General features: G+C 73.7%; 27 protein-coding genes and 1 tRNA gene. 15 read left to right on the top strand and 13 right to left on the bottom strand.

Going from position 1 to position 25,784, the window contains the following annotated elements:
* Window positions 1–2: 2 nt before the first annotated feature.
* Window positions 3–1,220, bottom strand: a complete 1,218-nt coding sequence (locus tag AC1DQC_RS00665; protein WP_477049299.1) for a toxic anion resistance protein — start codon at window positions 1,218–1,220, stop codon at window positions 3–5.
* A gap of 141 nt (window positions 1,221–1,361) precedes the next feature.
* On the opposite strand from AC1DQC_RS00665, the gene AC1DQC_RS00660 reads away from it, so the two are divergent.
* On the top strand, window positions 1,362–1,745 hold the full coding sequence (locus AC1DQC_RS00660; RefSeq protein WP_477049298.1) for an SHOCT domain-containing protein: 384 nt from the start codon (window positions 1,362–1,364) through the stop codon (window positions 1,743–1,745).
* On the opposite strand, the gene AC1DQC_RS00655 is transcribed toward AC1DQC_RS00660, so the two are convergent.
* Both AC1DQC_RS00655 and AC1DQC_RS00650 read right to left on the bottom strand, forming a co-directional pair.
* On the bottom strand, window positions 1,742–3,472 hold the full coding sequence (locus AC1DQC_RS00655; protein WP_477049297.1) for an APC family permease: 1,731 nt from the start codon (window positions 3,470–3,472) through the stop codon (window positions 1,742–1,744). The two genes, AC1DQC_RS00660 and AC1DQC_RS00655, sit on opposite strands and share 4 nt — an antisense overlap.
* 91 nt (window positions 3,473–3,563) lie before the next feature.
* Window positions 3,564–4,670 carry an AAA family ATPase gene (locus tag AC1DQC_RS00650; protein ID WP_477049296.1) on the bottom strand — a complete coding sequence of 369 codons (1,107 nt, stop codon included), beginning with the start codon at window positions 4,668–4,670 and terminating at the stop codon, window positions 3,564–3,566.
* 53 nt (window positions 4,671–4,723) lie between these two features.
* Here AC1DQC_RS00650 and AC1DQC_RS00645 point away from each other — a divergent pair, with 53 nt between their 5' ends.
* A complete protein-coding gene (locus AC1DQC_RS00645) occupies window positions 4,724–5,824 on the top strand; it encodes a DNA glycosylase AlkZ-like family protein (RefSeq protein WP_477049295.1) in 1,101 nt (366 codons plus the stop codon).
* Between the two features lie 3 nt (window positions 5,825–5,827).
* Here the strand turns inward: AC1DQC_RS00645 and AC1DQC_RS00640 are convergent, their stop codons facing one another.
* Complete coding sequence (locus AC1DQC_RS00640) at window positions 5,828–6,817, bottom strand: aldo/keto reductase (RefSeq protein WP_477049294.1); 990 nt, start codon at window positions 6,815–6,817, stop codon at window positions 5,828–5,830.
* 74 nt (window positions 6,818–6,891) lie between these two features.
* Here AC1DQC_RS00640 and AC1DQC_RS00635 point away from each other — a divergent pair, with 74 nt between their 5' ends.
* Genes AC1DQC_RS00635 through AC1DQC_RS00625 form a run of 3 tightly spaced genes read left to right on the top strand, consistent with a single transcriptional unit; the run spans window position 6,892 to window position 9,925 of the window.
* A complete protein-coding gene (locus tag AC1DQC_RS00635; protein ID WP_477049293.1) occupies window positions 6,892–8,169 on the top strand; it encodes an alpha-hydroxy-acid oxidizing protein in 1,278 nt (425 codons plus the stop codon).
* Window positions 8,166–9,047 (top strand): GNAT family N-acetyltransferase, encoded by an 882-nt coding sequence (locus AC1DQC_RS00630; RefSeq protein ID WP_477049292.1) that lies wholly within the window; start codon window positions 8,166–8,168, stop codon window positions 9,045–9,047. Before AC1DQC_RS00635 ends, AC1DQC_RS00630 begins: the two co-directional genes overlap by 4 nt.
* A 32-nt stretch (window positions 9,048–9,079) precedes the next feature.
* Window positions 9,080–9,925, top strand: a complete 846-nt coding sequence (locus tag AC1DQC_RS00625; RefSeq protein WP_477049291.1) for a VOC family protein — start codon at window positions 9,080–9,082, stop codon at window positions 9,923–9,925.
* Here AC1DQC_RS00625 and AC1DQC_RS00620 read toward each other — a convergent pair.
* Entirely contained in the window at window positions 9,919–10,554 is a 636-nt protein-coding gene (locus AC1DQC_RS00620) for a cysteine hydrolase family protein (RefSeq protein ID WP_477049290.1), read from the bottom strand. The two genes, AC1DQC_RS00625 and AC1DQC_RS00620, sit on opposite strands and share 7 nt — an antisense overlap.
* A gap of 40 nt (window positions 10,555–10,594) precedes the next feature.
* Window positions 10,595–13,366 (bottom strand): FAD-binding and (Fe-S)-binding domain-containing protein, encoded by a 2,772-nt coding sequence (locus AC1DQC_RS00615; protein ID WP_477049289.1) that lies wholly within the window; start codon window positions 13,364–13,366, stop codon window positions 10,595–10,597.
* A gap of 177 nt (window positions 13,367–13,543) precedes the next feature.
* Between AC1DQC_RS00615 and AC1DQC_RS00610 the strand changes: the two genes are divergently transcribed.
* Complete coding sequence (locus AC1DQC_RS00610) at window positions 13,544–13,951, top strand: hypothetical protein (protein WP_477049288.1); 408 nt, start codon at window positions 13,544–13,546, stop codon at window positions 13,949–13,951.
* 124 nt (window positions 13,952–14,075) lie between these two features.
* Window positions 14,076–16,529, top strand: a complete 2,454-nt coding sequence (locus AC1DQC_RS00605) for a carboxypeptidase regulatory-like domain-containing protein (protein WP_477049287.1) — start codon at window positions 14,076–14,078, stop codon at window positions 16,527–16,529.
* Here the strand turns inward: AC1DQC_RS00605 and AC1DQC_RS00600 are convergent.
* Window positions 16,510–17,127, bottom strand: a complete 618-nt coding sequence (locus AC1DQC_RS00600; protein ID WP_477049286.1) for a VanZ family protein — start codon at window positions 17,125–17,127, stop codon at window positions 16,510–16,512. The two genes, AC1DQC_RS00605 and AC1DQC_RS00600, sit on opposite strands and share 20 nt — an antisense overlap.
* Window positions 17,124–17,780, bottom strand: a complete 657-nt coding sequence (locus tag AC1DQC_RS00595) for a M15 family metallopeptidase (RefSeq protein ID WP_477049285.1) — start codon at window positions 17,778–17,780, stop codon at window positions 17,124–17,126. Before AC1DQC_RS00595 ends, AC1DQC_RS00600 begins: the two co-directional genes overlap by 4 nt.
* A gap of 87 nt (window positions 17,781–17,867) precedes the next feature.
* On the opposite strand from AC1DQC_RS00595, the gene AC1DQC_RS00590 reads away from it, so the two are divergent.
* The 4 genes from AC1DQC_RS00590 to AC1DQC_RS00575 are packed head-to-tail and all read left to right on the top strand — an operon-like array spanning window position 17,868 to window position 20,549.
* Window positions 17,868–18,536, top strand: a complete 669-nt coding sequence (locus tag AC1DQC_RS00590; protein WP_477049284.1) for a response regulator transcription factor — start codon at window positions 17,868–17,870, stop codon at window positions 18,534–18,536.
* Entirely contained in the window at window positions 18,529–19,656 is a 1,128-nt protein-coding gene (locus tag AC1DQC_RS00585; protein ID WP_477049283.1) for a sensor histidine kinase, read from the top strand. The genes AC1DQC_RS00590 and AC1DQC_RS00585 overlap by 8 nt, the downstream gene beginning before the upstream one ends.
* On the top strand, window positions 19,656–19,943 hold the full coding sequence (locus AC1DQC_RS00580; protein ID WP_477049282.1) for a hypothetical protein: 288 nt from the start codon (window positions 19,656–19,658) through the stop codon (window positions 19,941–19,943). The genes AC1DQC_RS00585 and AC1DQC_RS00580 overlap by 1 nt, the downstream gene beginning before the upstream one ends.
* A gap of 36 nt (window positions 19,944–19,979) precedes the next feature.
* Window positions 19,980–20,549, top strand: coding sequence for an NADPH-dependent FMN reductase (locus AC1DQC_RS00575; RefSeq protein ID WP_477049281.1), 570 nt, complete (start codon window positions 19,980–19,982; stop codon window positions 20,547–20,549).
* A 24-nt stretch (window positions 20,550–20,573) separates the two neighbouring features.
* Here the strand turns inward: AC1DQC_RS00575 and AC1DQC_RS00570 are convergent, their stop codons facing one another.
* Both AC1DQC_RS00570 and AC1DQC_RS00565 read right to left on the bottom strand, forming a co-directional pair.
* Window positions 20,574–20,918: a hypothetical protein gene (locus AC1DQC_RS00570; protein WP_477049280.1), complete on the bottom strand. Its 345-nt coding sequence runs from the start codon at window positions 20,916–20,918 to the stop codon at window positions 20,574–20,576.
* 160 nt (window positions 20,919–21,078) lie between these two features.
* Entirely contained in the window at window positions 21,079–21,888 is an 810-nt protein-coding gene (locus tag AC1DQC_RS00565) for an IclR family transcriptional regulator (protein WP_477049279.1), read from the bottom strand.
* Between the two features lie 133 nt (window positions 21,889–22,021).
* On the opposite strand from AC1DQC_RS00565, the gene AC1DQC_RS00560 reads away from it, so the two are divergent.
* Window positions 22,022–22,094 (top strand) — tRNA-Lys (locus AC1DQC_RS00560).
* A 124-nt stretch (window positions 22,095–22,218) separates the two neighbouring features.
* On the top strand, window positions 22,219–22,452 hold the full coding sequence (locus AC1DQC_RS00555) for a DUF7455 domain-containing protein (RefSeq protein ID WP_477049278.1): 234 nt from the start codon (window positions 22,219–22,221) through the stop codon (window positions 22,450–22,452).
* Between the two features lie 16 nt (window positions 22,453–22,468).
* Here AC1DQC_RS00555 and AC1DQC_RS00550 read toward each other — a convergent pair whose 3' ends face one another.
* Window positions 22,469–23,365: an SDR family oxidoreductase gene (locus AC1DQC_RS00550; RefSeq protein ID WP_477049277.1), complete on the bottom strand. Its 897-nt coding sequence runs from the start codon at window positions 23,363–23,365 to the stop codon at window positions 22,469–22,471.
* An 85-nt stretch (window positions 23,366–23,450) separates the two neighbouring features.
* On the opposite strand from AC1DQC_RS00550, the gene AC1DQC_RS00545 reads away from it, so the two are divergent.
* Window positions 23,451–24,023 carry a TetR family transcriptional regulator gene (locus AC1DQC_RS00545; protein WP_477049276.1) on the top strand — a complete coding sequence of 191 codons (573 nt, stop codon included), beginning with the start codon at window positions 23,451–23,453 and terminating at the stop codon, window positions 24,021–24,023.
* Window positions 24,024–24,033: 10 nt separating this feature from the next.
* On the top strand, window positions 24,034–24,597 hold the full coding sequence (locus tag AC1DQC_RS00540; protein WP_477049275.1) for a GNAT family N-acetyltransferase: 564 nt from the start codon (window positions 24,034–24,036) through the stop codon (window positions 24,595–24,597).
* Here the strand turns inward: AC1DQC_RS00540 and AC1DQC_RS00535 are convergent.
* Window positions 24,578–25,597: a UbiA prenyltransferase family protein gene (locus AC1DQC_RS00535; protein WP_477049274.1), complete on the bottom strand. Its 1,020-nt coding sequence runs from the start codon at window positions 25,595–25,597 to the stop codon at window positions 24,578–24,580. The two genes, AC1DQC_RS00540 and AC1DQC_RS00535, sit on opposite strands and share 20 nt — an antisense overlap.
* Window positions 25,594–25,782: a hypothetical protein gene (locus AC1DQC_RS00530; RefSeq protein WP_477049273.1), complete on the bottom strand. Its 189-nt coding sequence runs from the start codon at window positions 25,780–25,782 to the stop codon at window positions 25,594–25,596. The genes AC1DQC_RS00535 and AC1DQC_RS00530 overlap by 4 nt, the downstream gene beginning before the upstream one ends.
* Between the last annotated feature and the right edge of the window lie 2 nt (window positions 25,783–25,784).

The raw sequence follows: 25,784 nt of genomic DNA, 5'->3' as shown, positions 1-25,784 counted from the left end.
GCTCAGCTCGTGCCGAGGTCGAGCGAACCACCGGCGACGTCGGTGGTGTCCGCGCGCTTGACGCGGTCGAGGTAGCTGCGGGCCTTCGTGGTCTCGGTCTCGAGCACGCCGATGGTCGTCGTCATCGAGTCCAGCGCCTTGACCTTGAAGGTGTCGATCGAGTCCATGGTCGCGTAGATGTCCGCGAACGCCTGCTGCAGCTGCGGCAGCCCGACGGTCGCGCTCGCGGCCTGCTCCTGGATGCCGACCGACTGCTCCTTGAGCATCTTGGCGGTCGACGCGATGAGCCCGGACGTGGTCGTGTTCAGCGCCGTGATCTGGTCGAGCACGAGCTTCTGGTTGTTCAGCGCCTGGGCCACCGTGACGGCGGTGCGCAGGGCGGAGACCGTCGTGGTCGTCGCCCGGTCGACGCCCTTGATGAGCTCGAGGTTGTTCTTGATGATGATGTCGATCGCGAGGTAGCCCTGGATCGAGACCGCCAGCTGCGTGAGCAGGTCCTGGTGCTTCTGCCGGACGTAGAACAGCACGTCCTCGCGCAGGGCCTTGGCGCGCGCGGGGTCGGTCGCGTCGAGCTCGGCGATCGTCGTCGACAGGCGCGTGTCCAGCGACTCGGCGACGTAGATGTACTGGTGCAGGCGCGCCATGGTGTCCCAGAGGTGCTGCTTCTCCAGGTTGAGCGCGGCGTTGTCCTTCCGCAGCTCGTCCTGCCCGTTGTAGAGGGCGCGCACGATCGCGTCGATCTGCTTCTGCGAGCTCTCGTACTTGCGGAAGTAGTCGGTCATCGAGTCGCCGAACGGGATGAGCCCGAGCAGCTTCTTGCCGATCGTCGCCTCGCTGGGGTCCAGGCCCTCCACCGTCTTGCGCAGGTCCAGCAGCGACTTGCTCACCTGCGACGTCCCGGAGACCCCGCCCTCGCGCAGCTCCTTGACCGGCGCCTGGAGCAGGCGGTTCGACGTCTCCGCCGCCGCGCGGATGTCGGAGTCGCCCATGAGGCGGATGTCGTCGGCCTTGCGGGCCAGCTCGGGGGACCCGAGCTGGGCGGACATCAGGCCGTCGACGTACGCCGAGACCTTCGCGTCCAGCCCCGGCAGGGCGGCCTCGGGGATCTGCGGAGCCATGGTGGGGGCCGCCGTCGTCGCCACCGGGGACACCGGCGCGGGCGCCTCGAGCGCGAACGCGGACTGCGGCGCGGGGGGCTGGAGCGGGGCTGCCTCGGTCATCGTCGTCCTTCACGTCCAGGTCGTCGCAGAGGCGGTTTTCCTGCGCCTCGCAATGGTCATGGAATGGTCAAGCGTCCTGTTGCGGACAGTAGCACGCGGGGCCCCTCTGCCCCGGGCAGCGCGATGGGGCAGGATCGGCGCATGGACCCCGACGAGAAGGCCTCCCTCGAGGAGCGGCTCCGGCGGCTCGGCATCGCCCAGGACGTGCAGCGCGTGGTCGCCGCCGGCATCGGCAAGCTGCCCGTGAGCGACACGACCAAGGGCTCGCTGACGTCGAAGAGCGCCACCGCGGTCGTCGCGGTCGGCGAGACGGGTGTCGCGCTCACCAAGGGAGCCGTCACCGCCGCCAAGGACGGGGCCGACGCCTTCCAGCGCAGCAGGCAGGAGCACGGCGCCGCGCATCCGGCGCCGCCCGTCGACGACGTCACCACCCGGCTCGAGCGCCTGAGCCGGCTGCACGCGGCCGGTGACCTGGACGACGAGGAGTACCGCGCGGCCAAGGCGAAGGTCGTCGCGGGCGACTAGCCCGGCTCGTCGTCGACCTCGGTGCCGGACATCGGGTCCACGGCCCGGGCGCCCGGCGGCAGGTTGGACAGGTCGGGGGCGATGACGATGCCCGGCAGCCCCGAGTCGGGGAGCCGGAACACCGGCTCGTCGGCGGCGGTGGAGCCCACGAGCACCAGGTCGTGCGACCCGGCCCGTGGCAGGGTCTCGCCGCGGAAGAACGCGGGCTCCCGGAGCCGCCAGACCACCATGAGGACGGCGCCGATGAGGATCGCGACGACGCCGACGACGGCCACCGCTCCGATGCCGAAGATCGTCACGTCGTTGCCGTCGTCGTCCTGCAGCCAGTCGACCGCCGCGAACGACTTCAGCGCGTACACGAACGCGACCAGCAGGATCAGGCCGCCCAGCGACGGCAGGACGCCCTGCATGACGAAGTCGCGCGGCTTGTGGTGCAACGTGCGCCGGTAGAACCACGAGCACGCGAAGCCCGTGAGGCCGTAGTAGAACGCGATCATCAGGCCGACCGACCCGATGAGCGCCGTCAGCAGGCTCGGGCTGATCAGCGTGAAGATCGCGTAGAACAGCATCGACGCCAGGCCCATCGCGATCGTGGAGACGCCCGGGGTCAGGTACCGCGGGTGGATCCTGGCGAACGCGGCGGGCATCGCCTTGTACGCGGCCATCGACAGCGTGGTGCGGGCCGTCGGCAGGATGGTCGTCTGCGTCGACGCGGACGCCGACGTGAGGATCGACGCGGACAGCAGCAGCAGCCCGACGTGTCCGAGCGCCGTGTCGCCGAACAGCGCCGGCCCGATCGCCGCGAACACGTCGTCGGCGTTGTCGGGGTTGCCGAGGCCGATGCCCGTGGTCCCGACGCCCGCGAATGCGACGGCGGCGGTCGAGACGAGCGTGTAGGTGACGAGCAGCAGCAGCGTCGAGAGGATGGCGGCGCGGCCGGGGGTCCGGCCGGGGTCGTCGGACTCCTCGTTGACCGAGACCGCCGTGTCCCAGCCCCAGTAGATGAAGACGGCCGTGAGCAGCGCGGGCGCGATGACGTCGGCGATGCTGAGCCCGCCGGGCCAGAACCAGTCCCAGGACGGGATCAGGGAGTACGACTCCCCGTTGCCGGAGTAGACCTTGGCCAGCGCGACCACCGAGAACATGAGCAGCACGGCCACCTCGATGGCCAGCAGGACGTACTGGATGCGCGCCGAGACCTCGATCCCGCGGTAGCAGATGTAGGTCATGATCGCGATCCACAGCAGGCCCGCGACCGTGGTCCACAGGGTGCTCGACGCGAGGTCGCCGACCGCCTCCCACCCCAGGTCCGCGACGAACGTGAACGAGTACGCCCCGGCGATCTGCGCGAGGTTCGCCATGACGATGACGTCGGCGGCGATGATCCCCCAGCCGCCCAGCCAGCCCGTGACCGGGCCGAACGCCCGGGCCGCCCACGTGAAGGTGGTCCCGCAGTCCGGCTCCGCGCGGTTGAGCTCCTGGTAGGCGACGGCGATCAGGTACATCGGGACGAAGGCGAGCAGGATGATCGCGGGCGCCTTGACGCCGGCCAGGATCGCCCCGCCACCCGCGACGACGAACCCGAGGCTCGCCGCGAGGCTGTACGCCGGGGCGGTGGACGCCGTGCCGACGACGACGCTCGACACCAGGCCGAGCGCGCCGCCCTTGAGGCCCTTGCCGGTCTCGGGGAACCCGAGCGGTGCGGCGTCGGAGGTCGGAGCAGTCAACGGAACCTCGCAGCGGCTGAGCCCGAGGCCCCGTTGCCTCGGGCGGACAGCCATCGAAACCGTAGACCCGCGGTCCGCCGACGGGAAGGGGTCAGCGCTTCGGCCAGCTCCACGGCGGGCCGTCGAACCGGTCGCGCCCGGCGACCGTGGTCGACGCCCCGTTCTTGCTGAGCTCCACCGTCGTCGAGCCGGCGGCCCGCAGGGCCCGGACCAGGTCGCCCGAGTGGGTCACGACGAGCACCTGCGAGCGCTCGGACGCGGACGCGACCAGCGCGCCGACGGCCGGCATGAGGCTCGGGTGGAGGCTGGACTCGGGCTCGTTGAGCACCAGCAGGTCCGGCGCCCGGGTGGCCAGGCACGCCGCGAGCAGCAGCAGGTACGTCAGCGTCCCGTCGGAGAGCTCCGCCGCCGAGAGCGCCCGGAGCAGGCCCGGCTGGGTCATGCGGACGCGGCACGTCCCGTCCTCGTCCTCGTCGACGACCACCTGGGAGCCGGGGAACGCGGCGTCCACGCAGGCCTGCAGGGTCTCGTCGTCCCCGACGCGCCCGATCGTCAGCAGCGCCGCGGCCAGGTCGTCACCGCCGGGCGCGAGCACGGGCGTGAAGGTCGCGACGCCGGGCCGGCGGGCGGGGGCGTCGGCGTCGGTGCGCAGGTGGTCGTAGAACCGCCAGCGCCGGGCCTGCTCCCGCAGCGCGAAGAGGTCCGGCGTCGCGGCCGGGTCGGCGAGCACGGCCATGACGGACTCGTGCTGGCTGACCGCGAGCGGCGCGTCGCGCCAGGTCCCGTCGTCGTCGCGGCTCCTGACCCGCATCCCGACGCGCTCGGTGAGCATGGTCGACGGGCGCAGCACCGGACCCGACCAGACGACCTCGGACTTGATCTCCGGGTCGAGCTTGAACGGCCCCAGCTGCGGCAGGCCGAGGTCGATCGCGTACGACAGGTCCTCGGTCGCGACGCCGAGCCGCACGGCCACCGGCCCCTTCGGGCGCGGGCCGGCGTGGAGGGCGGAGCGCATGCCGCCCTCGCGGGCCAGCGAGCTGATCGCGCCGTCCCGCACGATGTCGGCCAGCAGCCGCAGCACCCGGTAGACGCTCGTCTTGCCGCTCCCGTTCGGGCCCGTGACCACCGTGAGCCGGTCGAGCCCGAGCACCAGCTCGTCCAGGCTGCGGTAGCGCTCGACGGCCAGCGTCCGGATCATGCGGCGACCCTAGCGAGCGCGGGTGTCGGTCGGTGGTCGTAGGGTCGCCGGGCATGGAGGCCCTCTCGCGCGCCGACGCCCGTCGGGTCGCCGTCCGCGCGCAGCTGCTCACCGCGCAGCGACCGACGGACGTCCACGAGACCGTGCGACGCCTCACCATGGTCCAGCTCGAGCCCACCAGCGCGGTCGCGCCCAGCGCGGACCTCGTCCTGTGGAGCCGGCTCGGTTCCGCGTACGACCCGGGCGAGCTCAGCGACTCCCTCGACGACCTGTCGCTGCTCGACTTCCGCGGGACCGTCCGCGTCCCCGAGGACATCGCGCTGTTCCGCGCCGAGATGGAGGACTGGCCCGGGGTGGGGCCGGACGTCAAGGGCTGGCAGGTCGCGAACGCGCGCTGGCTGCACGACAACGAGGGCTGCCGCCAGGACATCCTCGAGCTGCTGCGCTCCGACGGTCCGCTGACGGCGCGGGAGCTGCCGGACACGTGCGTGCGGCCGTGGCGCTCGTCCGGCTGGAACAACAACCGCAACGTCGTGATGATGCTCGAGGTCATGGTGCACAGCGGTGACGTCGCGGTGGCCGGGCGGCAGGGTCGCGACCGGCTCTGGGACCTGGCCGAGCGGATCTACCCCGACGAGCCCTTCCCACCGGCAGACGAGGCCCGCCGGATCCGCGACGAGCGACGCCTGCGCGCCCTCGGCATCGCGCGGCCCACCGGCACCGAGCAGCCGGTCGAGCCCGTGGCCGTGGGCGAGGCCGGCGAGCCGGCGGTCGTCGAGGGCGTCCGCGGCGAGTGGCGGGTCGATCCCGAGCTGCTCGGGGGCCCGTTCGAGGGGCGGGCGGCGCTCCTGTCGCCGTTCGACCGGCTGCTCAGCGACCGCAAGCGGATGGCGGAGATCTTCGAGTTCGAGTACGCGCTGGAGATGTTCAAGCCCGCCGCCAAGCGACGCTGGGGCTACTACGCGCTGCCGATCCTGCTGGGCGACCGGCTCGTCGGAAAGCTGGACGCCGCCGCCGACGTCCGTGCTGGTGTGCTGCGGGTCCACGCGGTGCACCAGGACGTCCCGTGGAGCGCGGCCGACGCGGCGGCTGTGGACGCGGAGATCGAGGACCTCGCCCGCTGGCTCGAGCTCGACCTGGTGCGGGCGCGCTGACGGTCACAGGCCGACGGCGCGCATCCCCGCATCGTTGTAGCGGTTTCCGTGCACGCCGATCTCGTCGGCCGCGGACCCGAGCCGGGCGAGCTCGTCGGCGCTCAGCTCGAGGTCGACGGCGCCGATGTTCTCCTCCAGCCGGCTCAGCCGCCGGGTGCCGGGGATGGGCACGATCCACGGCTGCTGCGCAAGCAGCCAGGCGAGCGCCACCTGCGCCGGCGTCGCCGCGTGCCGCGTGGCGATCTCGGTGACCAGGTCGACCAGCGCCTGGTTGGCCTGGCGGTTCTCCTCGCTGAACCGCGGGATGGTCGTGCGGATGTCCTTCTCGGTGAACGTGGTCGCTGCATCGACCGTCCCCGTGAGGAACCCCTTGCCCAGCGGGCTGAACGGCACGAAGCCGATCCCCAGCTCCGCCAGCACGGGCAGCACCTCGGCCTCCGGGTCCCGCGTCCACAGCGAGTACTCGCTCTGCAGAGCCGTGACGGGGTGCACGGCGTGCGCGCGCCGGATCGTCCCCGCGCCCGCCTCGGACAGCCCGAAGTGCCGGACCTTGCCGGCCTGGACCAGCTCGGCGACCGCACCCGCGACGTCCTCGATGGGCACCTGCGGGTCGACCCGGTGCTGGTAGAAGAGGTCGATCACGTCGATCCCGAGGCGCTGCAGGGAGGCGTCGGCGACCTCCTTGATGTGCTCCGGCCGGCTCGTCGTGCCGTGGTGCGACCCGTCGGGGTGCAGGTCGAACCCGAACTTCGTCGCGATCACGACCCGGTCGCGCACGGGAGCCAGGGCCTCACCCACGAGCACCTCGTTGACGAACGGGCCGTACACCTCGGCGGTGTCGAAGAAGGTGACCCCGCGGTCCACCGCGCCGCGCAGGACGCCGATCATCTCCTGCCGGTCGCCGGGGTTCGGGCCGTAGCTCTGGCTCATGCCCATGCAGCCGAGGCCGATCGCGGAGACCTCGAGGCCCTGTCCGAGAGTGCGTGTGTCCATGCCTCGACGGTAGGCCGCCGGACGTCGACGAGGGAGGCCCTGAGAGTGCACCCCTGGCGTGCCAGACTCGCGTCGTGAGCGGATTCTCCGGCCGAGACGTGCAGTCCCGGATCTACCGCGCCGGGGTGTTCGGGCGGCGGCCTCCGGTCCCCGTCGAGCCCGCGCGGCTCGCCGCGGCGGCCCGGCGGCGGATGAGCCCGGCCGCCTGGGCGTACGTCGCGGGCAGCGCCGGGCAGCAGCAGACCGCGCGGGCCAACACCGAGGCGTTCGCCCGGCACCGGCTGGTCCCCCGGATGCTCGTCGACGTCGAGACCCGCGACACCTCCGTGGAGCTCTTCGGCCGCCGGCTCCCGGCGCCGCTGCTCCTCGCGCCCATCGGCGTGCTGGAGATGGCGCACCGCGACGCCGACCTGGCCGCCGCGCGGGCCGCCCGCGCGCTCGGCCTGCCCTTGGTGATCTCGTCGCAGGGCTCGGTCCCGATGGAGCGGACGGCCGCCGAGCTGGGCGACTCCCCGCGGTGGTTCCAGCTCTACTGGAGCAAGGACGACGACGTCGTCGACTCGTTCGTCGAGCGCGCCGCGGCGATCGGCAGCGACGCGCTCGTCGTCACGCTCGACACCCACGTGCTCGGCTGGCGCACCAAGGACCTCGACCTCGGCTACCTGCCCTTCGCCCGCGCGGAGGGCATCGCGCAGTACACGAGCGACCCGGCGTTCCGCCGGCTGGTGGAGGCACGTGCTGCTTCCGCGACGACGAGCTCGTCGACGGACCGCCCGACGCCCGCCGCCGTCCGCGCGCTGCTGTCGATCGCCCGGCACTATCCCGGGGACCTGCGCACCAACCTCCGCTCGCCGCTGCCGCGCGCCGCCGTGGACACGTTCCTCGACGTGTTCTCGCGGTCGTCGCTGACCTGGGACGACCTCTCCCGGCTGCGGGAGCGCACGCACCTACCGATCGTGCTCAAGGGGATCCAGCACCCCGACGACGCCCGGCTCGCGCTCGACCACGGGGTCGACGGCATCGTCGTGTCCAACCACGGGGGGCGGCAGGTCGACGGCGCGATCGGCTCGCTCGACGCGCTGCCGGGGGTCGTCGAAGCGGTCGACGGTCGGGTCCCCGTCCTGTTCGACAGCGGCATCCGCGGCGGTGCCGACGTGGTCAAGGCGCTCGCGCTGGGGGCCGCGGCCGTCCTCGTCGGCAGGCCCTGGGTGTACGGCCTGGCGCTGGCCGGCGCCGACGGAGCCCGCGCGGTGCTGGAGAACCTGTGGGCCGAGCTCGACCTCACCATGGCACTGTGCGGTGTGCGCTCGATCGACCAGATCGGCCCCGACCTGCTCACGGAGGCGCCATGACCGTCGACCCGCCCGTCATCTCGGTGATGCTCGCCGTCCCCGACGCGGCGGCCGCCGCCCGCTGGTACGGACGGGCGCTCGGCGCGACGATCCGGTGGGACCTCGGTTCCGTCGTGGGGCTCTCGGTCGACGGGGCACCGTTCTTCCTCGGTCAGCCCCAGGGCAACCGCTGGGACACGCCGGAGACGCTGGGCAGCCGGACCGTCCGCGTCGAGGTGTTCGTCGACGACCCGGACGCGTTCGTCGCGCGCGCGGTGGACGCGGGAGCGGACGGCGGCGTCGACCCGGTCCGCACCCACGACATGCCGTGGGGCCCGCACCGGCAGGGCAGCTTCGTCGACCCGTTCGGGCACCTGTGGCTGGTGGGCGACCGGTCGCCGCTCCGCACCCACCTCGCGCCAGTCGTCGCGACCGGCGACGACGTCGACGCCATCCACGCGCTGCGCCGGTCGCTCGAGGACTGGATGGCCGCCAACGGCACGGTGCAGTGGCCGCAGGGGTCGCTGCCGCGCGAGCGCATCGCCGCCCAGGTGGACGCGGGCGAGTGGCACGTCGTGCGGGACGGCGCCGGGCTCGTCGCCACCGTCCGCCTGCTGTGGTCGGACCCGGACTTCTGGGGCGACGACGACACCCCCGCGGTGTACGTGCACGGCCTCATGGTGGACCGCGGGCACACCGGCGAAGGGCTCGGCACCGCGCTGCTGGACTGGGCCGCGCAGCGCGGGCGCGCCGCCGGGGTCGGCCTGTTCCGCCTCGACTGCCGCACGACCAACCCCGTGATCCGCGCCTACTACGAGGCGTACGGGTTCACGGCGGTCGGGCAGCGCGACTTCGCGGACTTCTCCTGCACGCTGCTGGAGCTCGACCTGCGGGGGTGACGGCTGTCCGTGTCCGTTCGTAGCCTGGCCGCATGGCGCAGCAGCAGCGGACCTATCCCCCGGGCGTGACGTCGTGGGTCGACATCGAGCAGCGCGACGTCGAGGCGGCGAAAGCGTTCTACGGCGCCGTCCTCGGCTGGACGTTCCAGGACGCCACGCCGCCCGGGCTGCCGTCCCGGTACGTGATCGCCCAGGTCGACGGTCGGGACGCCGCCGGCATCGGCGGCCCGACGGACCCGGCCGGGGATGCGCCGGCCGACCCCGCGTGGCACACCTACGTCGCCGTCGAGGACCTGGACGCCGCGCTGGCCCGGGTCGCCGCGGCCGGCGGCACGGTCACCACGGGCCCCACGGTCGCGGGCGAGGGCGGGACGTGGGCAGCGTTCACCGACGAGCAGGGCGCCGACCTGCGGCTGTGGCAGCCGAAGCGGCGCCTCGGCGCGCAGGTGGTCAACACCCCGGGCGCCTGGAACTTCAGCGACCTGCACACCAGCGACCCCGCCGCCGCCCAGGCCCTCTACGCCCAGGCGTTCGGGTGGGAGGTCGCGGACGTCGGCTTCGGGACGCTCATCCGCGTCCCGAGCTACGGCGACCACCTTGCCGCCACGGTCGACCCCGAGATCCACGCGCGCCAGGCGGCCGTGTCCGCGCCGCCCGGGTTCGCCGACGCCATCGGCTGGGTGGTGCCCGCGCGCGCCGACGAGACGTCCCACTGGCACGTCTCGTTCTCCGTGGCCGACCGCGACGCGACCACGGCGGCGGCCACCGCCCACGGCGGCGAGGTGCTGGCCACGCAGGACACCGCGTGGACGCGGACCGCGAGGGTCCGCGACCCGCAGGGCGCGGTGTTCACCGCCAGCCAGTTCACCCGTCAGTAGCCGCGCGAGGCGTCGGCCGTCACCGCCGCTCCCCGCAGCGTCCCCACGTACTCGTCGGCCGTCATCGGCTTGGAGAACATCGGGTAGTCGTAGGTGATCGCGTTGGCGTGCTCGGCCTGCGAGGTGGCGCCCACGGCGTCGGTGAGCGTGATGACCTCGAAGCCCTTCTCGTAGGCGGAGCGCATGGTCGACTCCACGCAGCAGTTGGTGAGGAAGCCCGCCAGCACGACCGTCGTGATGCCCTTGGACCGCAGGATGAAGTCGAGGTTCGTCGACCCGAAGGCGTCGAGGCCGCGCTTGCCCTCGACGATGATGTCGCCCTCGACGGGCGCGACGTCGGCGACGAAGTCGGCGCCCCAGGAGCCCTTGACGAAGGCGTTCGAGTCGACGACGCCCTTGAGGATGCCGTAAGGGTGCGCGGTGATCTCGCCGTACCCCGCCTGGAAGGCGATGGGGCTGTGGATCACGGTGGCGCCGGCCGCCCGGGTGGCCTCCAGCGCGGTCCGGGCGTGCGCGAGCATGCCGGTGCTCTCCATCACCTCCTGCACCGCGCCGTGCAGGGCGCCGCCCGCGCTGGTGAAGTCGTTCTGGAACTCGATCAGCACGAGTGCCGTGGTCTCCGGGTTCATCTCTGCTCCTTTGCTGGATGGTGCCGAACGGGTGGTGCGGCTAGTGGCGGGCCTGCTCGGCCAGCAGCTCGACGACGTGCCGGTAGGTGGCGCCCGTGGCCCGCGTCATGCCGAGCTCGCAGGTGCGGTTGCAGCTGGCGTGCGCCTGGGCACCCAGGCGCGCGACCTCCGCCGCCTCTCGGCGGGTCGCCGCGGCCGTCAGCTCCGGGTGCAGCATCCCGCGGTCGCCCGCGAACGCGCAGCACCCCCAGTCGAGAGGCACGGTGACGGTCTCGGCGACCGCCTCGGCGACGGCCCGCAGCGCCGGGTCCAGACCCAGCTGCGTGGACGAGCAGGTCGGGTGCAGGGTCACCGACTCGAGCCGGCGCAACGGCCCGAGGACGGGCAGGATGCGGTCGGCGACGAACGCGACGACGTCGACCACCTGCACGTCGCCCCCGACGAGCTGGCGGAAGCCGTCGGTGCACGACGAGGCGTCGCACACCACGGGCAGCCGCCCGCCGTCGGTGGCCTCGCGCAGCACGGGCAGGGCGGCGGCGCGCATGACCTCGTGACCGGCCGCGGCGCCCTTCGACGACCAGGGCGTGCCGCAGCACAGGTCCTCGATGACCTCGGGGACCAGGAGCGTGAGCCCCGCGTCCGCACAGAGGTCCTCGAACGCCACCTGGACCCCGTCGCCCTCGGCCGGACCAAACATCACGTTGACGCACGCGGGCAGGTAGACGGCGTCCGCCGGGGCGCTCGGTCGAGGTCGGCGGCGTGACGCACCGCCGCGGGGCAGGTCGGAGGTCCACTGCGGCACGGTCTCGGACCCGAGGACCGCGCGTCCGACTGCCGTGGCGGCGGGGACCAGCGGACCGGGCACCGCGCGGGCCACCGTGAGGGCGGTCGACGCCAGCGCCGTGGTCGCGCCCCAGTGGGTCGCCGCCGCCTTCCACGCGGCCCCGGCCGGCGCGGACAGGTTCTCCCGGCGCAACGTCTTGACCAGCAGCCCGGTGTTGATGCCGACCGGGCACGCGGTCGCGCACATGCCGTCGACCGCGCACGTGTCCACGCCCGGGTACTCGTAGGCGCGCTCGAGCCTCGCGACCGTGCCGTCGTCGCCGGCCAGCTCCGCGGCGCGGATGTCGCGGCGCAGCGCGATCCGCTGCCGTGGGGTCAGGGTGAGGTCCCGCGACGGGCACACCGGCTCGCAGTAGCCGCACTCGACGCAGCGGTCGACCTCGGCCTCGACCGTGGGCGCCAGCTTGATGTGCCGCAGGTGGGCGTGCGGGTCGTCGGAGAGCAGGACGCCCGGGTTGAGCAGCCCGCGCGGGTCGAACAGCCGCTTGACCTGGCGCATCACGTCGTAGAGCTCGTCGCCGTACTGGCGCCGGACGAAGGGTGCCATGACGCGGCCGGTGCCGTGCTCGGCCTTGAGCGAGCCTCCGTTGTCGAGCACCAGGCTCACCAGGTCCTCGGTGAAGCCGGCGTACCGCGCCAGCTGGTCCGCCGACTCGAACCGGTCGGTGAGCATGAAGTGGATGTTGCCGTCCTTGGCGTGTCCGAAGATCACCGCGTCCGCGTAGCCGTACCGGCCGAACAGCGTCGTGAGCGAGGCGCACGCGTCCGCCAGCCGCTCCACCGGGACGACCACGTCCTCCAGCAGGGCGGTGGTCCCGCTGCGCCGCGCGCCGGCCACGGACGTGTACAGGCCCTTGCGCAGCGTCCACAGCCGGTTGCGCGTGCCGGGGTCGGAGGTCAGCGGCACGTCGCCCAGCACCGGCTGCGCCTCGCCCACCAGCCACGCGAGCTCGTCGGCGGTCGTCGCCTGGTACTCCACCAGCAGCGCCGCGTGCCGCTCCACGGCGAGCGCGCCGACCGCCGCCGGGCAGTCGACGAGCGTCTGCCCGACGCGCAGCGAGGTCGCGTCCATGAGCTCGACCGTCGCGGCGCCGGTGGCGACGAGCGCCGGCAGCGCCCGGTTGGCCGCGTACAGGTCGTCGAAGACGAGCAGCGCCGTCGCGGCGTGGGGGCGCAGCGGCACCGTGCGGAACGTCGCCGAGGCGACGAACGCGAGCGTCCCCTCGCTGCCCACCACCAGGTGCGCCAGCATCTCGGGGGCCGAGTCGAAGTCGACCAGGGCGTTCAGGCCGTAGCCCATCGTGTTCTTCATCGCGAACTGCCGAGCGAGCGTGGCCACCGACGCCGGGTCGTCGAGCACCCGCCGCCGCAGCGCGTGCAGACCCGCGTGCAGCGCAGGCTCGAGCGCGCGCAGCCGCTCGTCCGCGTCGGCGGCGCCGGTGTCGACGACCGTGCCGGACGGCAGGACCACCACCAGCGACTCCAGCGTGCGGTAGCTGTTCTCGGTGGTGCCGCAGGCCATGCCCGAGGAGTTGTTGGCGACCACGCCGCCCACCGTGCAGGCGACCTCGCTGGCCGGGTCCGGCCCCAGCCGCCGGCCGACCGGGGCCAGCTGGGCGTTCAGCCGCCGGACCGTCACGCCGGGCCCCACCCGTACGCGGGCGCCCCCATCGAGCACCTCGACGCCCTGGAAGTGCCGGCGCACGTCGACGAGCACACCGTCGGTGCCGGCCTGCCCGGAGAGGCTGGTCCCGCCCGACCGGAACGTCAGCGGGATACCCGCGCCCGCCGTCGCGCGCAGCAGTGCACCGACCTCCAGCGCGCTGCGGGGGGCCACCACCGCCTCGGGCACGAGCAGCACGTGCGAGGCGTCGTGCGCCAGGGCCCGCCGGCTCAGCTCGTCGGTCCGCACCTGCGCGCGCTCCGCGACGCACCCCGCGAGCAGGGTGGTGAGCGGCGTCGCTGCCATGGGACTCCTCCGTCGCGGGTTGGAGCGATTGTCGCCCCACCCGGGGACCGGGGGCGACTGCCCCCACGCGGTCGGGCGTTCCGCCCGGCGGGGGCGGGCCGATGTCCCATGACGCCCGGTATGTCCCGACGAGACGTTCGTACCTCCGGAGCCGTCGAGCTCCCCGAGGAGGAGCCGATGCGTCGCGTGAAGATGTCGACGGTGCAGCTGGACGACCCGCTCACCCCCGACGAGCCCTCTCCCGAGGGTCCGCCGCCTCCCGTCGCCCGCGCCGCGCGGGCCATGGTCGGGGCCACCTGCCTCGTGGTCGTGCTCGCCGCGAGCATCCTGGGAGCAACCTCCCGTCCGGCGACCACGCCGGCGCCCAGCCCGGGCCAGTCGGCGCAGGCACCGCTGGATGCGTGCCCGGGCGACCACATGCGCTCGTCGGCCAGCTCGTGCCTGGGCCCGTGCGGGCGCTACGTGCACATGCCGCCGCCCGTCGACGTCGCGTGCGAGGACGCTCAGCGGGTCACGGCTGGGGCCTCCCCGGCACGCCTGAAGGTGGGTGGCGCCGGCCCGCTCGCCACGCCACACCCGGCCTGACACCGTCCGGCCCCTGCACCCGAGCGGATGAACACCCACGAAACGCCCTCGCGGGCACCCGCCGGACCGGTACATTTCCCCCGCGCCGGGCTGTCCCGAGGCGCTCGACCAGGGGGTTCCCCGTATGACGCCGTCGTCGTCCCGTCCCGCCGTCCGTCGGCTCGTCGGCTTCCTGGCCGCCGTCGCCACGCTGCTCGGCCTCGGTGCGCTCGCACCGTCCAGCGCGCTGGCCGACGTCGGCCTGGGGGCGTACACGATCTCCGGCACGGTCGTCGACGATCTCGGCGCACCCGCGGCGGGCGTCACGGTGACGGTGTCGCCGTACGGCAGCCCGGTCACGACCGACGCCGCCGGCCACTACACCGTGGGGAACCTGCTCCCGGGCTCGTACACCGTGAGCTTCGTGCCGCCGGCCGGCAGCGCGCTGCTCGGCGAGACCTACGACGACGCCGTCATGTGGAACCCGACGAGGATCACCGTGACGGCGGCCGACGTCACCGGCATCGACGCCACGCTGGACCGCGCCGGCTCGATCGGTGGCCTCGTCCTCGACCCGGACGGCAACCCGATCTCGGGGGTCAGCGTCCAGCTGGCGTCGGCGGCGGCGCAGCTGACCTCGGCCACCTCGGGTCCCGACGGCACCTACCTCGCCACCGGCCTGCGCCCGGGCTCATGGCGCATCGGGTTCACCGCGCCGAACGGCTCGCCGTGGGTCTCGGAGTACTACGACGACGCACGGACCTACGACGAGCAGGCGGTCGTCCCGCTGACGTCCGGCGCGGCAGTCACCCTGCACGACGCCGTGCTCGCGCGCGGCAGCACGATCGCTGGTCGGATCCTCGCACCGGACGGGACGCCGAAGGCCGGCATCGAGGTCTACGCGTCGACGGACAGCGGCGGCGGTGGTGGCGCCACGACGGGCGCCGACGGCACCTACGCGATCGCGGGGCTGGCCGACGGCGACTACCGCGTCAACGCCCAGTCCGACTGGAGCGCCAACCTTGTCGGTGTCGTCTACCCGGGGACCGCGAGCTGGGACGACGCCGAGCTGGTCCACGTCGCCGGCGCGACCACGGTCACGCTGCACGACATGACCCTGCTGGCGGGCGTGACGATCACCGGCACGGCGTTCGGGCCCGGCGGCACTCCGTTGTCGGGCGCCAGCGTGATGGCCGTCGGGGCCGACGGGCAGAACGGCGCGAGCACCGCGAGCGACGGCTCGTACTCGATCAACCTGCTCCCGCCCGGGACGTACCGCGTCTCCGTGTCGTCCTACCTCCCCCCGCAGGTCGTGCGGACGTACTACGCCGCCACCCCGGGCGTCACCCGGTCGAGCCAGGCGACGCCGGTGGTCCTGGCAGCGGGCGGCACCGCGGCGGGTATCGACATCCACGCAGGTGCGAAGGGCTCGGCGCCGGCGACCCTCGTCACCACGGTCGCGCACCCGCCGGTGCTGGGCGAGCCGTTCACCATCGACGTCACCGTCACCGGTGCCCAGGGCGTGCCGACCGGTTCGGTGTGGGTGGGCACCACCCTGGCGAACGAGGTCGTCTACGCCGACGCCGGCCTGGACGCCACGGGGCACGCGACGCTCACGTTCGACGCCGTGGACCAGGGCACCTACCCGTGGGTCGACGTGTACTACGTCGGGGACTCCACGTACGGCACCGCCGCCGCCGTCGTGGACTACGTGCCGGGCGCCGAGCCCCCGAGCATCACCTCCCTCGCCCCGTCCTCCGGCACGGTCCTGGGCGGCGAGCAGGTGGCCGTCACCGGGACCGGCTTCGGCCCGGACAGCAGCGTGACCTTCGGTGGCGTCGCCGCGGCGGTCGCGGTCAGCGGGCCGACGTCGCTGGTCGCGACAGCTCCGGCGCACGCCGCCGGCCCGGTCGACGTGGTCGTCACCACCCAGGGCCGGCCCGGCGCCCCGAGCACGTACACCTACGAGAAGGTCGCGACGACGCTGCAGCTGACCGGCCCGGCCGCGCCCACCCCGACCGGTGCGCCGGCAGCGTTCACCGCCACGGTCGCCGCCGCCGCGTCGACGCCGACCGGCGCCGTCGCGTTCGTCGTGGACGGTGGTGCGGCCGTCACCGTCCCGCTCGTCGGCGGCTCCGCGGTGCTGAGCACGTCCACCCTCGCCGCGGGCGCGCACACCGTCAGCGCGACGTTCGCCGGCGACGCGACGTACGGCTCCTCGTCGGCCCAGGTCAGCCACACGGTGGCTCCGGCAGCGGGCGGCATGCTCCCGGTGGTCGACCGCGCCCTGCCGGACGTCGGCCTGACCACCGGAGGGACGCTGACCGTGCTCACCGGCAAGAACTTCGTCAAGGGCCGCACGACCGTCTCGTTCGGCGGCGTGGCGGCGACCAAGGTCACCGTCCTGGGCGGCACCACGCTGGCGGTCGTCGTGCCCAAGCACGCCAAGGGCGTCGTGCGGGTGTCGGTGACCACCCCCGCGGGCGCCTCGACGACCTCGGCCCGGTTCACGTACGTCGCCCCGCCGGTCTGGCACCCGACCCCCGCACCGTTCGGGCACGCCGGCTCGCCCTGGGCTGTCAGCCGCCCGGGCTGGTGAGCTCGCCGGGCGGCCCGCACCGCACGGAGCCGCCGACGGTCGTGCACCTGACGTCCCGAGGCGGCCCGTAGCGCAGCGGCGAGACGACGACCAGGACGCTCGCGAGCACGGCGAGCACCGTCCCGATGGCGCAGGCCCGCGTCATCACGGTGGCGGTCCTCGCGCGCAGCCGGCGGCGGGTCACGGCGAGCAGACCCAACCCGGCCACGGCGCCGGCCGTGTTGACGACGACGTCCGTGAGGTCGGAGCTCCCGACGGCCAGGACGTACTGGGAGACCTCCAGCGCCACGCTCGCCGCAGCCGCGACACCCGCCACCTTCCACCACCGCCAGGACGGCGCGAGGAGCCCGAGGTACAGGCCGAAGGGGACGAAGAGCAGGACGTTCGCGACGACGTCGAAGCGCGTGCTGGCACCGGCGCCGCTCGTCGCGACGAACGGGACGAGCTTGACGATGCGGCCGCCGGTCTCCGTGTCCCACGGCGCCTCGAGCTTCCACAGCACGACCCAGACGAGCAGCGCGAGGTAGACGACGAACAGCAGGCGGAGCTGCGTCGTGGTCCGCGCTCGCGTCCCGGGGGCCACCTCGGTCGTCGTCACTGCTGCATCCTCGGGTCGTGCGTCGGGTCGGCGTACCGGGCGGGGCAACCGTCGGCGACGGCGTCGGGCCGCAGCTCGTAGTGCCAGGGCTCGTTGTCGTAGATCTGGCACAGCCCGTACCCGGCGCCGTGCTGCGACAACCACGTCGTCGCGTCCCACGGTCCCACGTCGACGGCGTCGCCATGCACGTGCGGGGACGTGTCCGCGGTCGCCACCCAGCGGGCCGCCTCCTCGGCCGACCCGTACTCGGCCACGGCCTCGCCCACGAGCCGGTCCTGGTACGCGCGGGACCGCCAGCCGCTGTTGACGACGACCGCGATCCCGTCCGCGGAGGCCTGCGTCGCGGCCCGGCGGAGGGCGTCGAGGAGGTCCGGGTCGAGGTTGGTCACGGCGGGCACGTCGTCGTCGAAGACCGTCAGGCCGTCGGGGACGTCGCCGTCGGCCCAGAGCTGGCCGCCGACCGCGGCGGCCGCCGCCAGGCGGGGCGGCTCGTCGTGCGGGCGCGGCGCCGCCGACGACGGCAGGGCAGGCGACGGCGTGGCCGCCGAGGACTGGTGGCCGAGGACGGCGCCGAGGGCGGCGACGGCCAGGGCGACGAGGACGACGGATCGGGAACGGCGGCCGGCCGTTCTCGCTGGTTGGGAGCGTGACATGCGCCCAGCGAACGCGCGCCGGCGTTGTGAGCGCGTATGCGGATCTCGATATCCCGACGATATGTCGCGGCTCGTAGAGTCGAGAGAGTGCGCGTGCTGATCGTCGAGGACGAGCCCTACCTGGCCGAGGCCATCCGCGACGGCCTGCGCCTGGAGGCGATCGCCGCCGACGTCGCGGGCGACGGCGACACCGCCCTGGAGCTCCTGGGCGTGAACTCCTACGACCTCGCCGTCCTCGACCGCGACATCCCCGGGCCGTCCGGCGACGTGGTCGCCGAGCGCATCGTCGCGTCCGGCAGCGGCATGCCGATCCTCATGCTCACTGCCGCCGACCGGATCGACGACCTTGCGTCGGGGTTCGAGCTCGGCGCCGACGACTACCTCACCAAGCCCTTCGAGATGCGCGAGCTCGTGCTCCGGCTGCGCGCGCTGGACCGCCGCCGGGCGCACCATCGGCCGCCGGTGCTCGAGGTCGCCGGCCTGCGGCTGGACCCGTTCCGCCGGGAGGTCTACCGCGACGGCCGCTACGTCCCGCTGACCCGCAAGCAGTTCGCCGTCCTCGAGGTGCTCGTCGCGGCCGACGGCGGGGTCATCAGCGCCGAGGAGCTGCTCGAGCGGGCGTGGGACGAGAACGCGGACCCCTTCACCAACGCCGTCCGCATCACTGTCTCGGCGCTGCGCAAGCGGCTGGGCGAACCGTGGCTCATCGCCACCGTGCCCGGCGCGGGCTATCGCATCGAGGTCGCGCGTGGATAGGGAGCCCGGGCTGAGCGTCCGGCTCAAGCTGACCCTCAGCTACGCCGGCTTCCTGATGGTCGCGGGGTTCTTGCTCATCGCCGTCGTCTGGGTGTTCCTCCTGCGCTACGTGCCCGATCAGGCCGTCACGCTGCCCGATCCGCGGGCGGCGCCCGGCGAGGGCTTCGCGCCGAGCATCTTCGTGCCGGGCCGGTCCGACCTCTGGCGCGCCTTCGCGCCCAAGGCGACCCTCGCGCTGGGGTTCCTGCTCGTGTTCGGGCTGGTCGGCGGGTGGGTGCTCGCCGGTCGGATGCTCGCGCCGCTGCAGCGCATCACCGAGGCGAGCCGCACCGCGGGGAGCGGGTCGCTCTCGCACCGGATCCGGCTCCCGGGCCGCAGGGACGAGTTCCGCGACCTGGCCGACGCCTTCGACGCCATGCTCGCCCGGCTGGAGGCGCACGTCGCCGAGCAGCGCCGGTTTGCCGCCAACGCCTCCCACGAGCTGCGCACCCCGCTGGCCACCACCCAGGCCCTCCTCGAGGTCGCCCGGCAGGACCCCCAGCACGACCAGACCGAGCTCCTCGACCGGCTCCACGCGGTGAACGCCCGCGCGATCGACCTCACCGAGGCGCTGCTCGTCCTCAGCCGCGCCGACCAACGGTCGTTCACGGTCGAGCGCGTCGACCTGTCCCTCCTGGCGGAGGAGGCCGCCGAGACGCTCCTGCCCCTCGCGGAGAAGCGCGGCGTGCGGCTCGAGACCACCGGCGACATCACCTGGACCCTCGGGTCACGGGCCCTGCTGCTGCAGATGATCACGAACCTCGTGCACAACGCGATCGTCCACAACGTGCCCGACGGCGGCGGCGTGCAGGTCAGCACCGCGGCCCGCCCGGGGTTCGTCGTCGTCATCGTCGAGAACACGGGCGACCATCTCGATGCCGGGCTCGTCGCGACCCTCGCCGAGCCGTTCCAGCGCGGCACCGCCCGCGTGCACGGCCACGACGCCGGCGTGGGCCTCGGCCTGGCGATCGTCGACAGCATCGTCCGGGCGCACGACGGAGCGCTGACGCTCACCCCGCGGGCCGCCGGAGGGCTGCGCGTGGCGGTGCGCCTGCCGGCCGCGCCGCCGCAGGGAGTCTGATGGACGCCGACGCGAGCGCCCCGGTCTCGCCCGCCCGGCTGCGCGCGGGCGTCTTCCTCATCCTGCTCTGGTGGATCCCCGTGTGGCTCGCGGCACCGGTGATCGCCGAGGTCACCGGCCTCGACGTCCAGGCCGCGCTCGTCGGGCTCGTCGTGGTGCAGACCGTGGTCGGCGTCCTCGGCGCGATCGTCGCCGGCAGGCAGATCACGCGCATCCTGCGGGGCGTCCCCCGCAAGCAGATGCTGCCGACCGTCTGGCGGGTGTTCCGCGCGGGTACGGTGGCCTGAACCGCTCTGAGCGCCCTCGCAGTGAGGTGGTGAGCCATGACCACGTATCGAGTCGGGTACTTCGTCGGCAGCCTGTCGTCGACGTCGATCAACCGCACCCTGGCGACGGCGTTGACGCGCCTGGCACCGGACGACCTGGAGCTCAGCGAGATCCCCATCAGGGACCTGCCGCTGTACAGCCCCGACTACGACCAGGCGTTCCCACCCGAGGCCCGAGCGCTCAAGGAGTCGATCGCCGCCGTCCAGGCCATCCTGTTCGTGACCCCCGAGTACAACCGGTCCATCCCGGGCGCGCTCAAGAACGCCATCGACTGGGCCTCGCGGCCGTGGGGGCAGAACTCCTTCGACCACATCCCGGCCGCGGTGATCGGCATGTCGACGGGTCCCATCGGCACGGCCCTGGCCCAGCAGAGCCTGCGCGGGGTGCTCAGCTTCGTCAACGCCCGGCAGATGACCGCACCCGAGGCCTACCTGCGGTGGGCGCCGGGCATGTTCTCGGACGACGGTGAGGTCCTGCTGGAGGACACCGAGGCGGTGCTGCGCGCCTTCATGGCCGAGTTCCGCGAGCACCTCGTCCGCGTGCTGACGGTCCTGCCCCGGTCGTGACCCGGCGGGTGACCGGCGTCCCTGTCACGGCGACCCCATGCGCTGGACGCCGGCCAGCCCCGACGTCGGCGCCGGCCACGAGCACCACGCGAGCCACTCCCCGTCGGCTGATTCCGGCGCCCCGACGGGCCGGCACGCGGGAACCGCCTCCCGCTCGGCCGCCGGCGCCGGCCCCGTCGCGATCGCGGTCCCGACCACCGCGACGAGCACGACCGCGAGGGTCGCGCCTGCCGACGCGACGACCCGCCGCACGCTCAGGGCACGCTCATCCGGCTCGTGCGCGACCGAGCCCATCGGCTCGTCGGGGGCCACCTCGAACTCGATGACCGTCTCGAGGTGAGCGCTGGGGTGCCGCGTCGCGTGGACCATGCACGGTCCTTCCGGCGGCGTCCAGCCGCACGTCGCGCGCCCGCCGACCCCTTGCGGGCCGGCGGACGAGGAGATGGGATGACGGGCTGAGCGCTCAGCTCGATGGTGCCAGCGCCGCACCCTCGAGCAGCAGGACGTCGGGCCACTCAGTGGCCCGAGGTCAGAAGCCCGGCGGCCGCTCGAGCGCGCGGCGCACCTCGGGCAGCGCCAGCGGGATGGCCGCCGACAGTGCGTCGGTCACGACGGTGATCGGACCCTGGAGGCGTTGCGGGTCCCACGAACCCGACCGGCCGATCACGCCGACGACTCCGACGACGTGGTCGTCATGGTCGCGGATGCCCGACGCGATGCACGACCATCCCGGGGTGTGCTCCTCACGCTCGACCGCGGTGCCGCGCTCGAGCGTCGCGTCGATCGCGGCCAGCAACGCGCGGCGCGAGGGCGCCGAGTACCGCGTGCGCCGACGCAGCCCCGCCGCGAGGAGCGCCTCGACGCGATCCGGGTGCTCGGCGTACGCGATGCGGCCGGCCGCTTTCAGCAGGATGGCGGGCTCCGCCGGCTCGACGGTCGGCCACCCGTCCAGGGTCGCGGACACCGCGGTGGCGCGACTCTGCCCGTACGCGACGTGCAACGTCACCATGGTCAGATCGGGCTCGACGGTCTGGACGAACGCCACCTCACCGGTGCGTGCGAGCAGGTCCTGGACGTGCGGTGCGGTCGCCGCCCGGAACGGGTGCCGAGCGAGCGCGGCGGCACCGAGGGAGACCAGGCGCGGTCCGAGCTCGTACCCGTCCGGGCAGCGCGAGAGCAGACCTCGGGCGACGAGGTCGGCCGCGATGCGCCGCACCGTCGGCTTGGGCAGCCCGGCGTCACGGGCGAGGTCCGCCTGGCGGATGCAGCCGGCGGCCTCCACGATCTCGAGCAGCAGCGTGGCGCGTCCCACCACGCTGCCGTCGTCCGCGGTTCCCACGAGGTCCAGCGTCCTCCGCACGGGGCGAACGGGGAACGTGCCATAGGGTTTCGATCTGGAAGCGATGGCCGTCGGAGCGGCTGAACCACGGCAGCGGTGCGCTGGGTTCTCCGACCGGACTGCCTGATTCCCCGGGCCTCTAGCTCAATTGGCAGAGCAGCGGACTTTTAATCCGCGGGTTGTGGGTTCGATCCCCACGGGGCCCACCCATGGTCTCAACCGGGCTCGTCGGGCGGGTTCCCCGCTGAGCGAACACAGATCCGGAATCGCCCGCGCGGGGCGACGGTTCGGATGAGCAGTCATTCCCCCAGCGAGACGAGGTGCCCGCCCATGACCACCGCCACTGTCGACCTCCACACGACCGCCGCCGAGCTCACGCGCCAGGACCGCTGCGACCGCTGCGGCGCGCAGGCGTACGTGAAGGCGACCCTCCCGACGGCCGACGGGCTGGAGCTGCTCTTCTGCGGTCACCACTTCCGCGCGCACGAGCTCAAGCTGGTCGCGGCGGGCGCGGCGATCCACGACGAGCGGCACCGCATCGACGAGCAGGCGCCGGAGCGCTGACCGGGACGCGGGGCGCTCAGCCCCGCGTGTAGTACCCGGCGGCGATGTCGTCGAGCAGGCCCGGGTGCGTCGGCTCCCAGCCCAGCAGCTCGCGGGTGAGGGTGCTCGACGTGGGCGCGTCCATCGCGAAGAACCGGCCGATCCAGCCGAAGTGCTCGGTGACGTCCGCGAGGTCGATGGACGCGGCCGGGACGCCGAGCCCGCGACCGAGCGCCTCGGCGATGTCCCGCGTGGGCACGCCCTCCTCCGCGACGGCGTGGACCACGGACCCGGCGGGCGCGCCCTCGAGCGCGAGGCGCACGAGGTGGGCGGCGTCGAGCCGGTGCACGGCCGGCCACCGCGCCGAGCCGTCCCCGACGTAGCCGGAGACCCCGGTCGTCCGCGCGATCCCCGCGATCGTGGCGACGAATCCGTGGTCGCCCTCGCCGTGCACGGTGGGTGCGAAGCGCAGGCCGACGGACCGGACGCCGCGGTCGGCGTGGTCGCGGGCGAGGTTCTCGGCGCCGCCGCGCATGCTGTCGGGGCCGCGCTGGGTGCTCGCGTCGTTCTCCGTCGCGACGCGTCCGGGGGTCAGCCCGGCGACGCCCGACGCCAGCAGGAACGGGCGGTCGGACCCCTCGAGCACGTCGAGGAACGTCTCGACGACCGCGCGCTCGGTCCGCCAGGCGCCGGCCATGTCGGAGAAGTCGTGGTTGAAGCCCAGGTGGATGACCGCATCGGCGTCGACGGCGCCCTTGCGCAGGCTTTCCAGGTCGTCGAGGCTTCCGCGGTGGACCGCGGCACCGGCGGCGGCGATGGCGTCGGCGGACCGCGGCGAGCGGGCGAGGCCGACGACGTCGTGCCCTGCCGTGAGGAGCTCGGCCGTGACGGCGGAGCCGATCCAGCCGGAGGCACCGGTGACGAAGACACGCATGGGGGTACTCCTCAGATCGATGTCAGTAACTGTCATCACGACAGTACGCCCGATGTCAGGCTCTGTCATCACTAGACTTCTCCGCATGGGTCGATGGGAGCCGGACGCGCGCGGGCGCCTCGCGCGCGTGGCGCTGGAGCTGTACGCCGAGCGAGGCTTCGAGCAGACGACCGTCGAGGACATCGCCGAGCGGGCGGGCGTCACCGAGCGCACGTTCTTCCGCCACTTCGCCGACAAGCGGGAGGTCCTCTTCGACGGGTCGGCCGTGCTTCAGCAGCGCCTGGTCGACGCCATCGCGCAGGCTCCCGCGGGGCTCGCGCCGATCGACGTCGTCGGCGACGCCTTCGCCGACGCGGCGACGATGCTCGAGGAGCGCCGCGAGCACGCGCGCACGCGGGCGACCGTGATCGCGGCGACGACCGCGCTCCAGGAGCGCGAGCTGCTCAAGATGGCCGCCCTGGCCACCGCCGCGACGGTCGCCCTGCGGGCCCGCGGCGTCGCCAACCCCGCTGCCGCGCTCGCCGCCCAGGCGGGCGTCTCGGCGTTCTCGGTCGGTTTCGAGCTCTGGGTCACCGACCCCTCGTCCGCCGACCTGGCCACGCGGGTCCGCGAGACGCTCGCACAGCTCCGCGCGGTGAGCGTGGGCGGCCCGGCCTAGCGTGGCCGGCATGAGCGTGGAGGTGCTGCCAGCCGTGGGGCGCTACGAGGACTTCTTCGAGGTCGTCGGCGTCAAGAAGCCGGGCGGCGGCGGGTGCTGGTGCATGGCGTACCGGGACAGCCGCGTGCCCAACGACGAGCGCGGGCAGTACATGCGCGACGAGTGCGCGCAGGAACCCGGGCCGGGCGTGCTCGCGTACGTCGACGGCGAGGTGGCCGGCTGGTGCTCGGTCGCCCCGCGGCGCAGCTACCGGCGGCTCATGCACTCGCGAACGATCCCGTTCGTCGACGAGCGGGACGCGTGGAGCGTCGTGTGCTTCGTCGTCCGGCCGCGGTTCCGCCGCCAGGGCCTCATGCACGAGCTGCTCGAGGGCGCCGTCGCCCACGCCCGGGCGAGCGGCGCGAAGGTGGTCGAGGGCTACCCGATCGACATCGGCTCGGGCGACCGCGTCGACCTCATCTCCGGCTACGTCGGCACCAGCCGCCTGTTCGAGGCGGCCGGGTTCGCGCGGGCCGCACCGACGACCGCGCACAGCGGCGGCCGGCCGCGCGTGCTCATGCGTCGCGAGCTGTGACTTCCTCCACCGCGGGGACGGTGCCCCGCACGCGCGGGCCGTACCGCAGCATGTCCGAGGCCAGCCCGATCGTCAGCACGCCCAGGGCGAGCACGACCAGCGCCTGCTGCAGCACCGTCCAGCCCAACGGCCTCATCGACAGGTGCGCCAGCAGCGCCAGGAGCAGGCCGCGGCCGACGATCGCGACGGCCGCGACCAGCACGGTGTCCTGCCGCGGACCCGTGCTCGACGCCAGCCGCACCAGCAACCAGACCACGACGGCCAGCCCGCCCGCGTAGACGGCGACGAGCGCGGCGCTGCGGTCGGGCACGGCGAGCAGCAGCACCGCGCCGCCGACGACGCACAGCACCGCGCTGGTCCGGCACGTGACCTGCCGGCCGTACCGGACCAGGAACGTACGCTTGCCCAGGAGGGTGTCCCCGCGCACGTCGCGGAAGTCCTTGAGCAGCAGCCGGCCGATGATCGCGACGTACAGCCCGCCGAGCAGCGCGAGGTCACCGGGGCGCAGCCGCGGGTCGGCCGCGAACAGCCCGACGAGGTACGGCACGGCCACGACGCACAGGGGCAGCACCAGCGAGGCGACCACGCCGCGCTTGGAGAAGCTGAGCGGCGGCACCGAGTACGCGGTCGCCACCAGCAGGCCGGCGACCAGCACGAGGACCACCTGCCAGCCCAGCGCCACCGCGCACGCCACCGCCAGCACGCCTCCGGTGACGGCGACGAGCACCAGCTCGCGCGGCGTGCTCCCGGTGGTCAGCGGCCGCGACCGGTCGCCGGCCAGGTTGATCCGGTCGACGGCGACGTCGGCGATGTCGTTGAGGACCACGGACGCGAGCAGGTAGCCGACCACGACGACGAGGACGCCCATCGTGCGCCACGCGTCGTCTGCCGCGCCGTGCTGCGCGAGCCCGATGGCGGCGTAGCTGCCGAGCAGCAGCACCAGCGCCGGCCGCGCCATGAGGACGACGAGCCGGACGTGCGCCCGCAGGTCGCCCCTCACTTGTTGCTCGCCCACTGGTTCATGCCCACGACGAACAGGACGCCGAAGGCCAGGACGGCCAGTCCGCAGACGCCCAGGACGATCGCCAGCGCCAGCCCCACGCCCTGCCAGCCGGTGAGGGCACGGCGCGATCGCTGCGGTGGCCAGGGCTGGGGGTTCGGTGGGCGGTCGTCATCGGTGGGCACGG

The sequence above is a fragment of the Cellulomonas sp. P4_H12 genome, assembly GCF_056400905.1.
The sequence above is the reverse complement of the archived record's forward strand: the minus strand, read 5'-3'. Positions and strand labels throughout refer to the sequence as shown.

Coding starts and splice junctions, on each gene's coding strand:
- AC1DQC_RS00665 (WP_477049299.1), bottom strand. CDS start 1,220: ATGACCGAGGCAGCCCCGCTCCAGCCCCCCGCGCCGCAGTCCGCGTTC.
- AC1DQC_RS00660 (WP_477049298.1), top strand. CDS start 1,362: ATGGACCCCGACGAGAAGGCCTCCCTCGAGGAGCGGCTCCGGCGGCTC.
- AC1DQC_RS00650 (WP_477049296.1), bottom strand. CDS start 4,670: ATGATCCGGACGCTGGCCGTCGAGCGCTACCGCAGCCTGGACGAGCTG.
- AC1DQC_RS00645 (WP_477049295.1), top strand. CDS start 4,724: ATGGAGGCCCTCTCGCGCGCCGACGCCCGTCGGGTCGCCGTCCGCGCG.
- AC1DQC_RS00640 (WP_477049294.1), bottom strand. CDS start 6,817: ATGGACACACGCACTCTCGGACAGGGCCTCGAGGTCTCCGCGATCGGC.
- AC1DQC_RS00630 (WP_477049292.1), top strand. CDS start 8,166: ATGACCGTCGACCCGCCCGTCATCTCGGTGATGCTCGCCGTCCCCGAC.
- AC1DQC_RS00625 (WP_477049291.1), top strand. CDS start 9,080: ATGGCGCAGCAGCAGCGGACCTATCCCCCGGGCGTGACGTCGTGGGTC.
- AC1DQC_RS00620 (WP_477049290.1), bottom strand. CDS start 10,554: ATGAACCCGGAGACCACGGCACTCGTGCTGATCGAGTTCCAGAACGAC.
- AC1DQC_RS00615 (WP_477049289.1), bottom strand. CDS start 13,366: ATGGCAGCGACGCCGCTCACCACCCTGCTCGCGGGGTGCGTCGCGGAG.
- AC1DQC_RS00610 (WP_477049288.1), top strand. CDS start 13,544: ATGCGTCGCGTGAAGATGTCGACGGTGCAGCTGGACGACCCGCTCACC.
- AC1DQC_RS00605 (WP_477049287.1), top strand. CDS start 14,076: ATGACGCCGTCGTCGTCCCGTCCCGCCGTCCGTCGGCTCGTCGGCTTC.
- AC1DQC_RS00595 (WP_477049285.1), bottom strand. CDS start 17,780: ATGTCACGCTCCCAACCAGCGAGAACGGCCGGCCGCCGTTCCCGATCC.
- AC1DQC_RS00580 (WP_477049282.1), top strand. CDS start 19,656: ATGGACGCCGACGCGAGCGCCCCGGTCTCGCCCGCCCGGCTGCGCGCG.
- AC1DQC_RS00575 (WP_477049281.1), top strand. CDS start 19,980: ATGACCACGTATCGAGTCGGGTACTTCGTCGGCAGCCTGTCGTCGACG.
- AC1DQC_RS00570 (WP_477049280.1), bottom strand. CDS start 20,918: ATGGTCCACGCGACGCGGCACCCCAGCGCTCACCTCGAGACGGTCATC.
- AC1DQC_RS00555 (WP_477049278.1), top strand. CDS start 22,219: ATGACCACCGCCACTGTCGACCTCCACACGACCGCCGCCGAGCTCACG.
- AC1DQC_RS00550 (WP_477049277.1), bottom strand. CDS start 23,365: ATGCGTGTCTTCGTCACCGGTGCCTCCGGCTGGATCGGCTCCGCCGTC.
- AC1DQC_RS00545 (WP_477049276.1), top strand. CDS start 23,451: ATGGGTCGATGGGAGCCGGACGCGCGCGGGCGCCTCGCGCGCGTGGCG.
- AC1DQC_RS00540 (WP_477049275.1), top strand. CDS start 24,034: ATGAGCGTGGAGGTGCTGCCAGCCGTGGGGCGCTACGAGGACTTCTTC.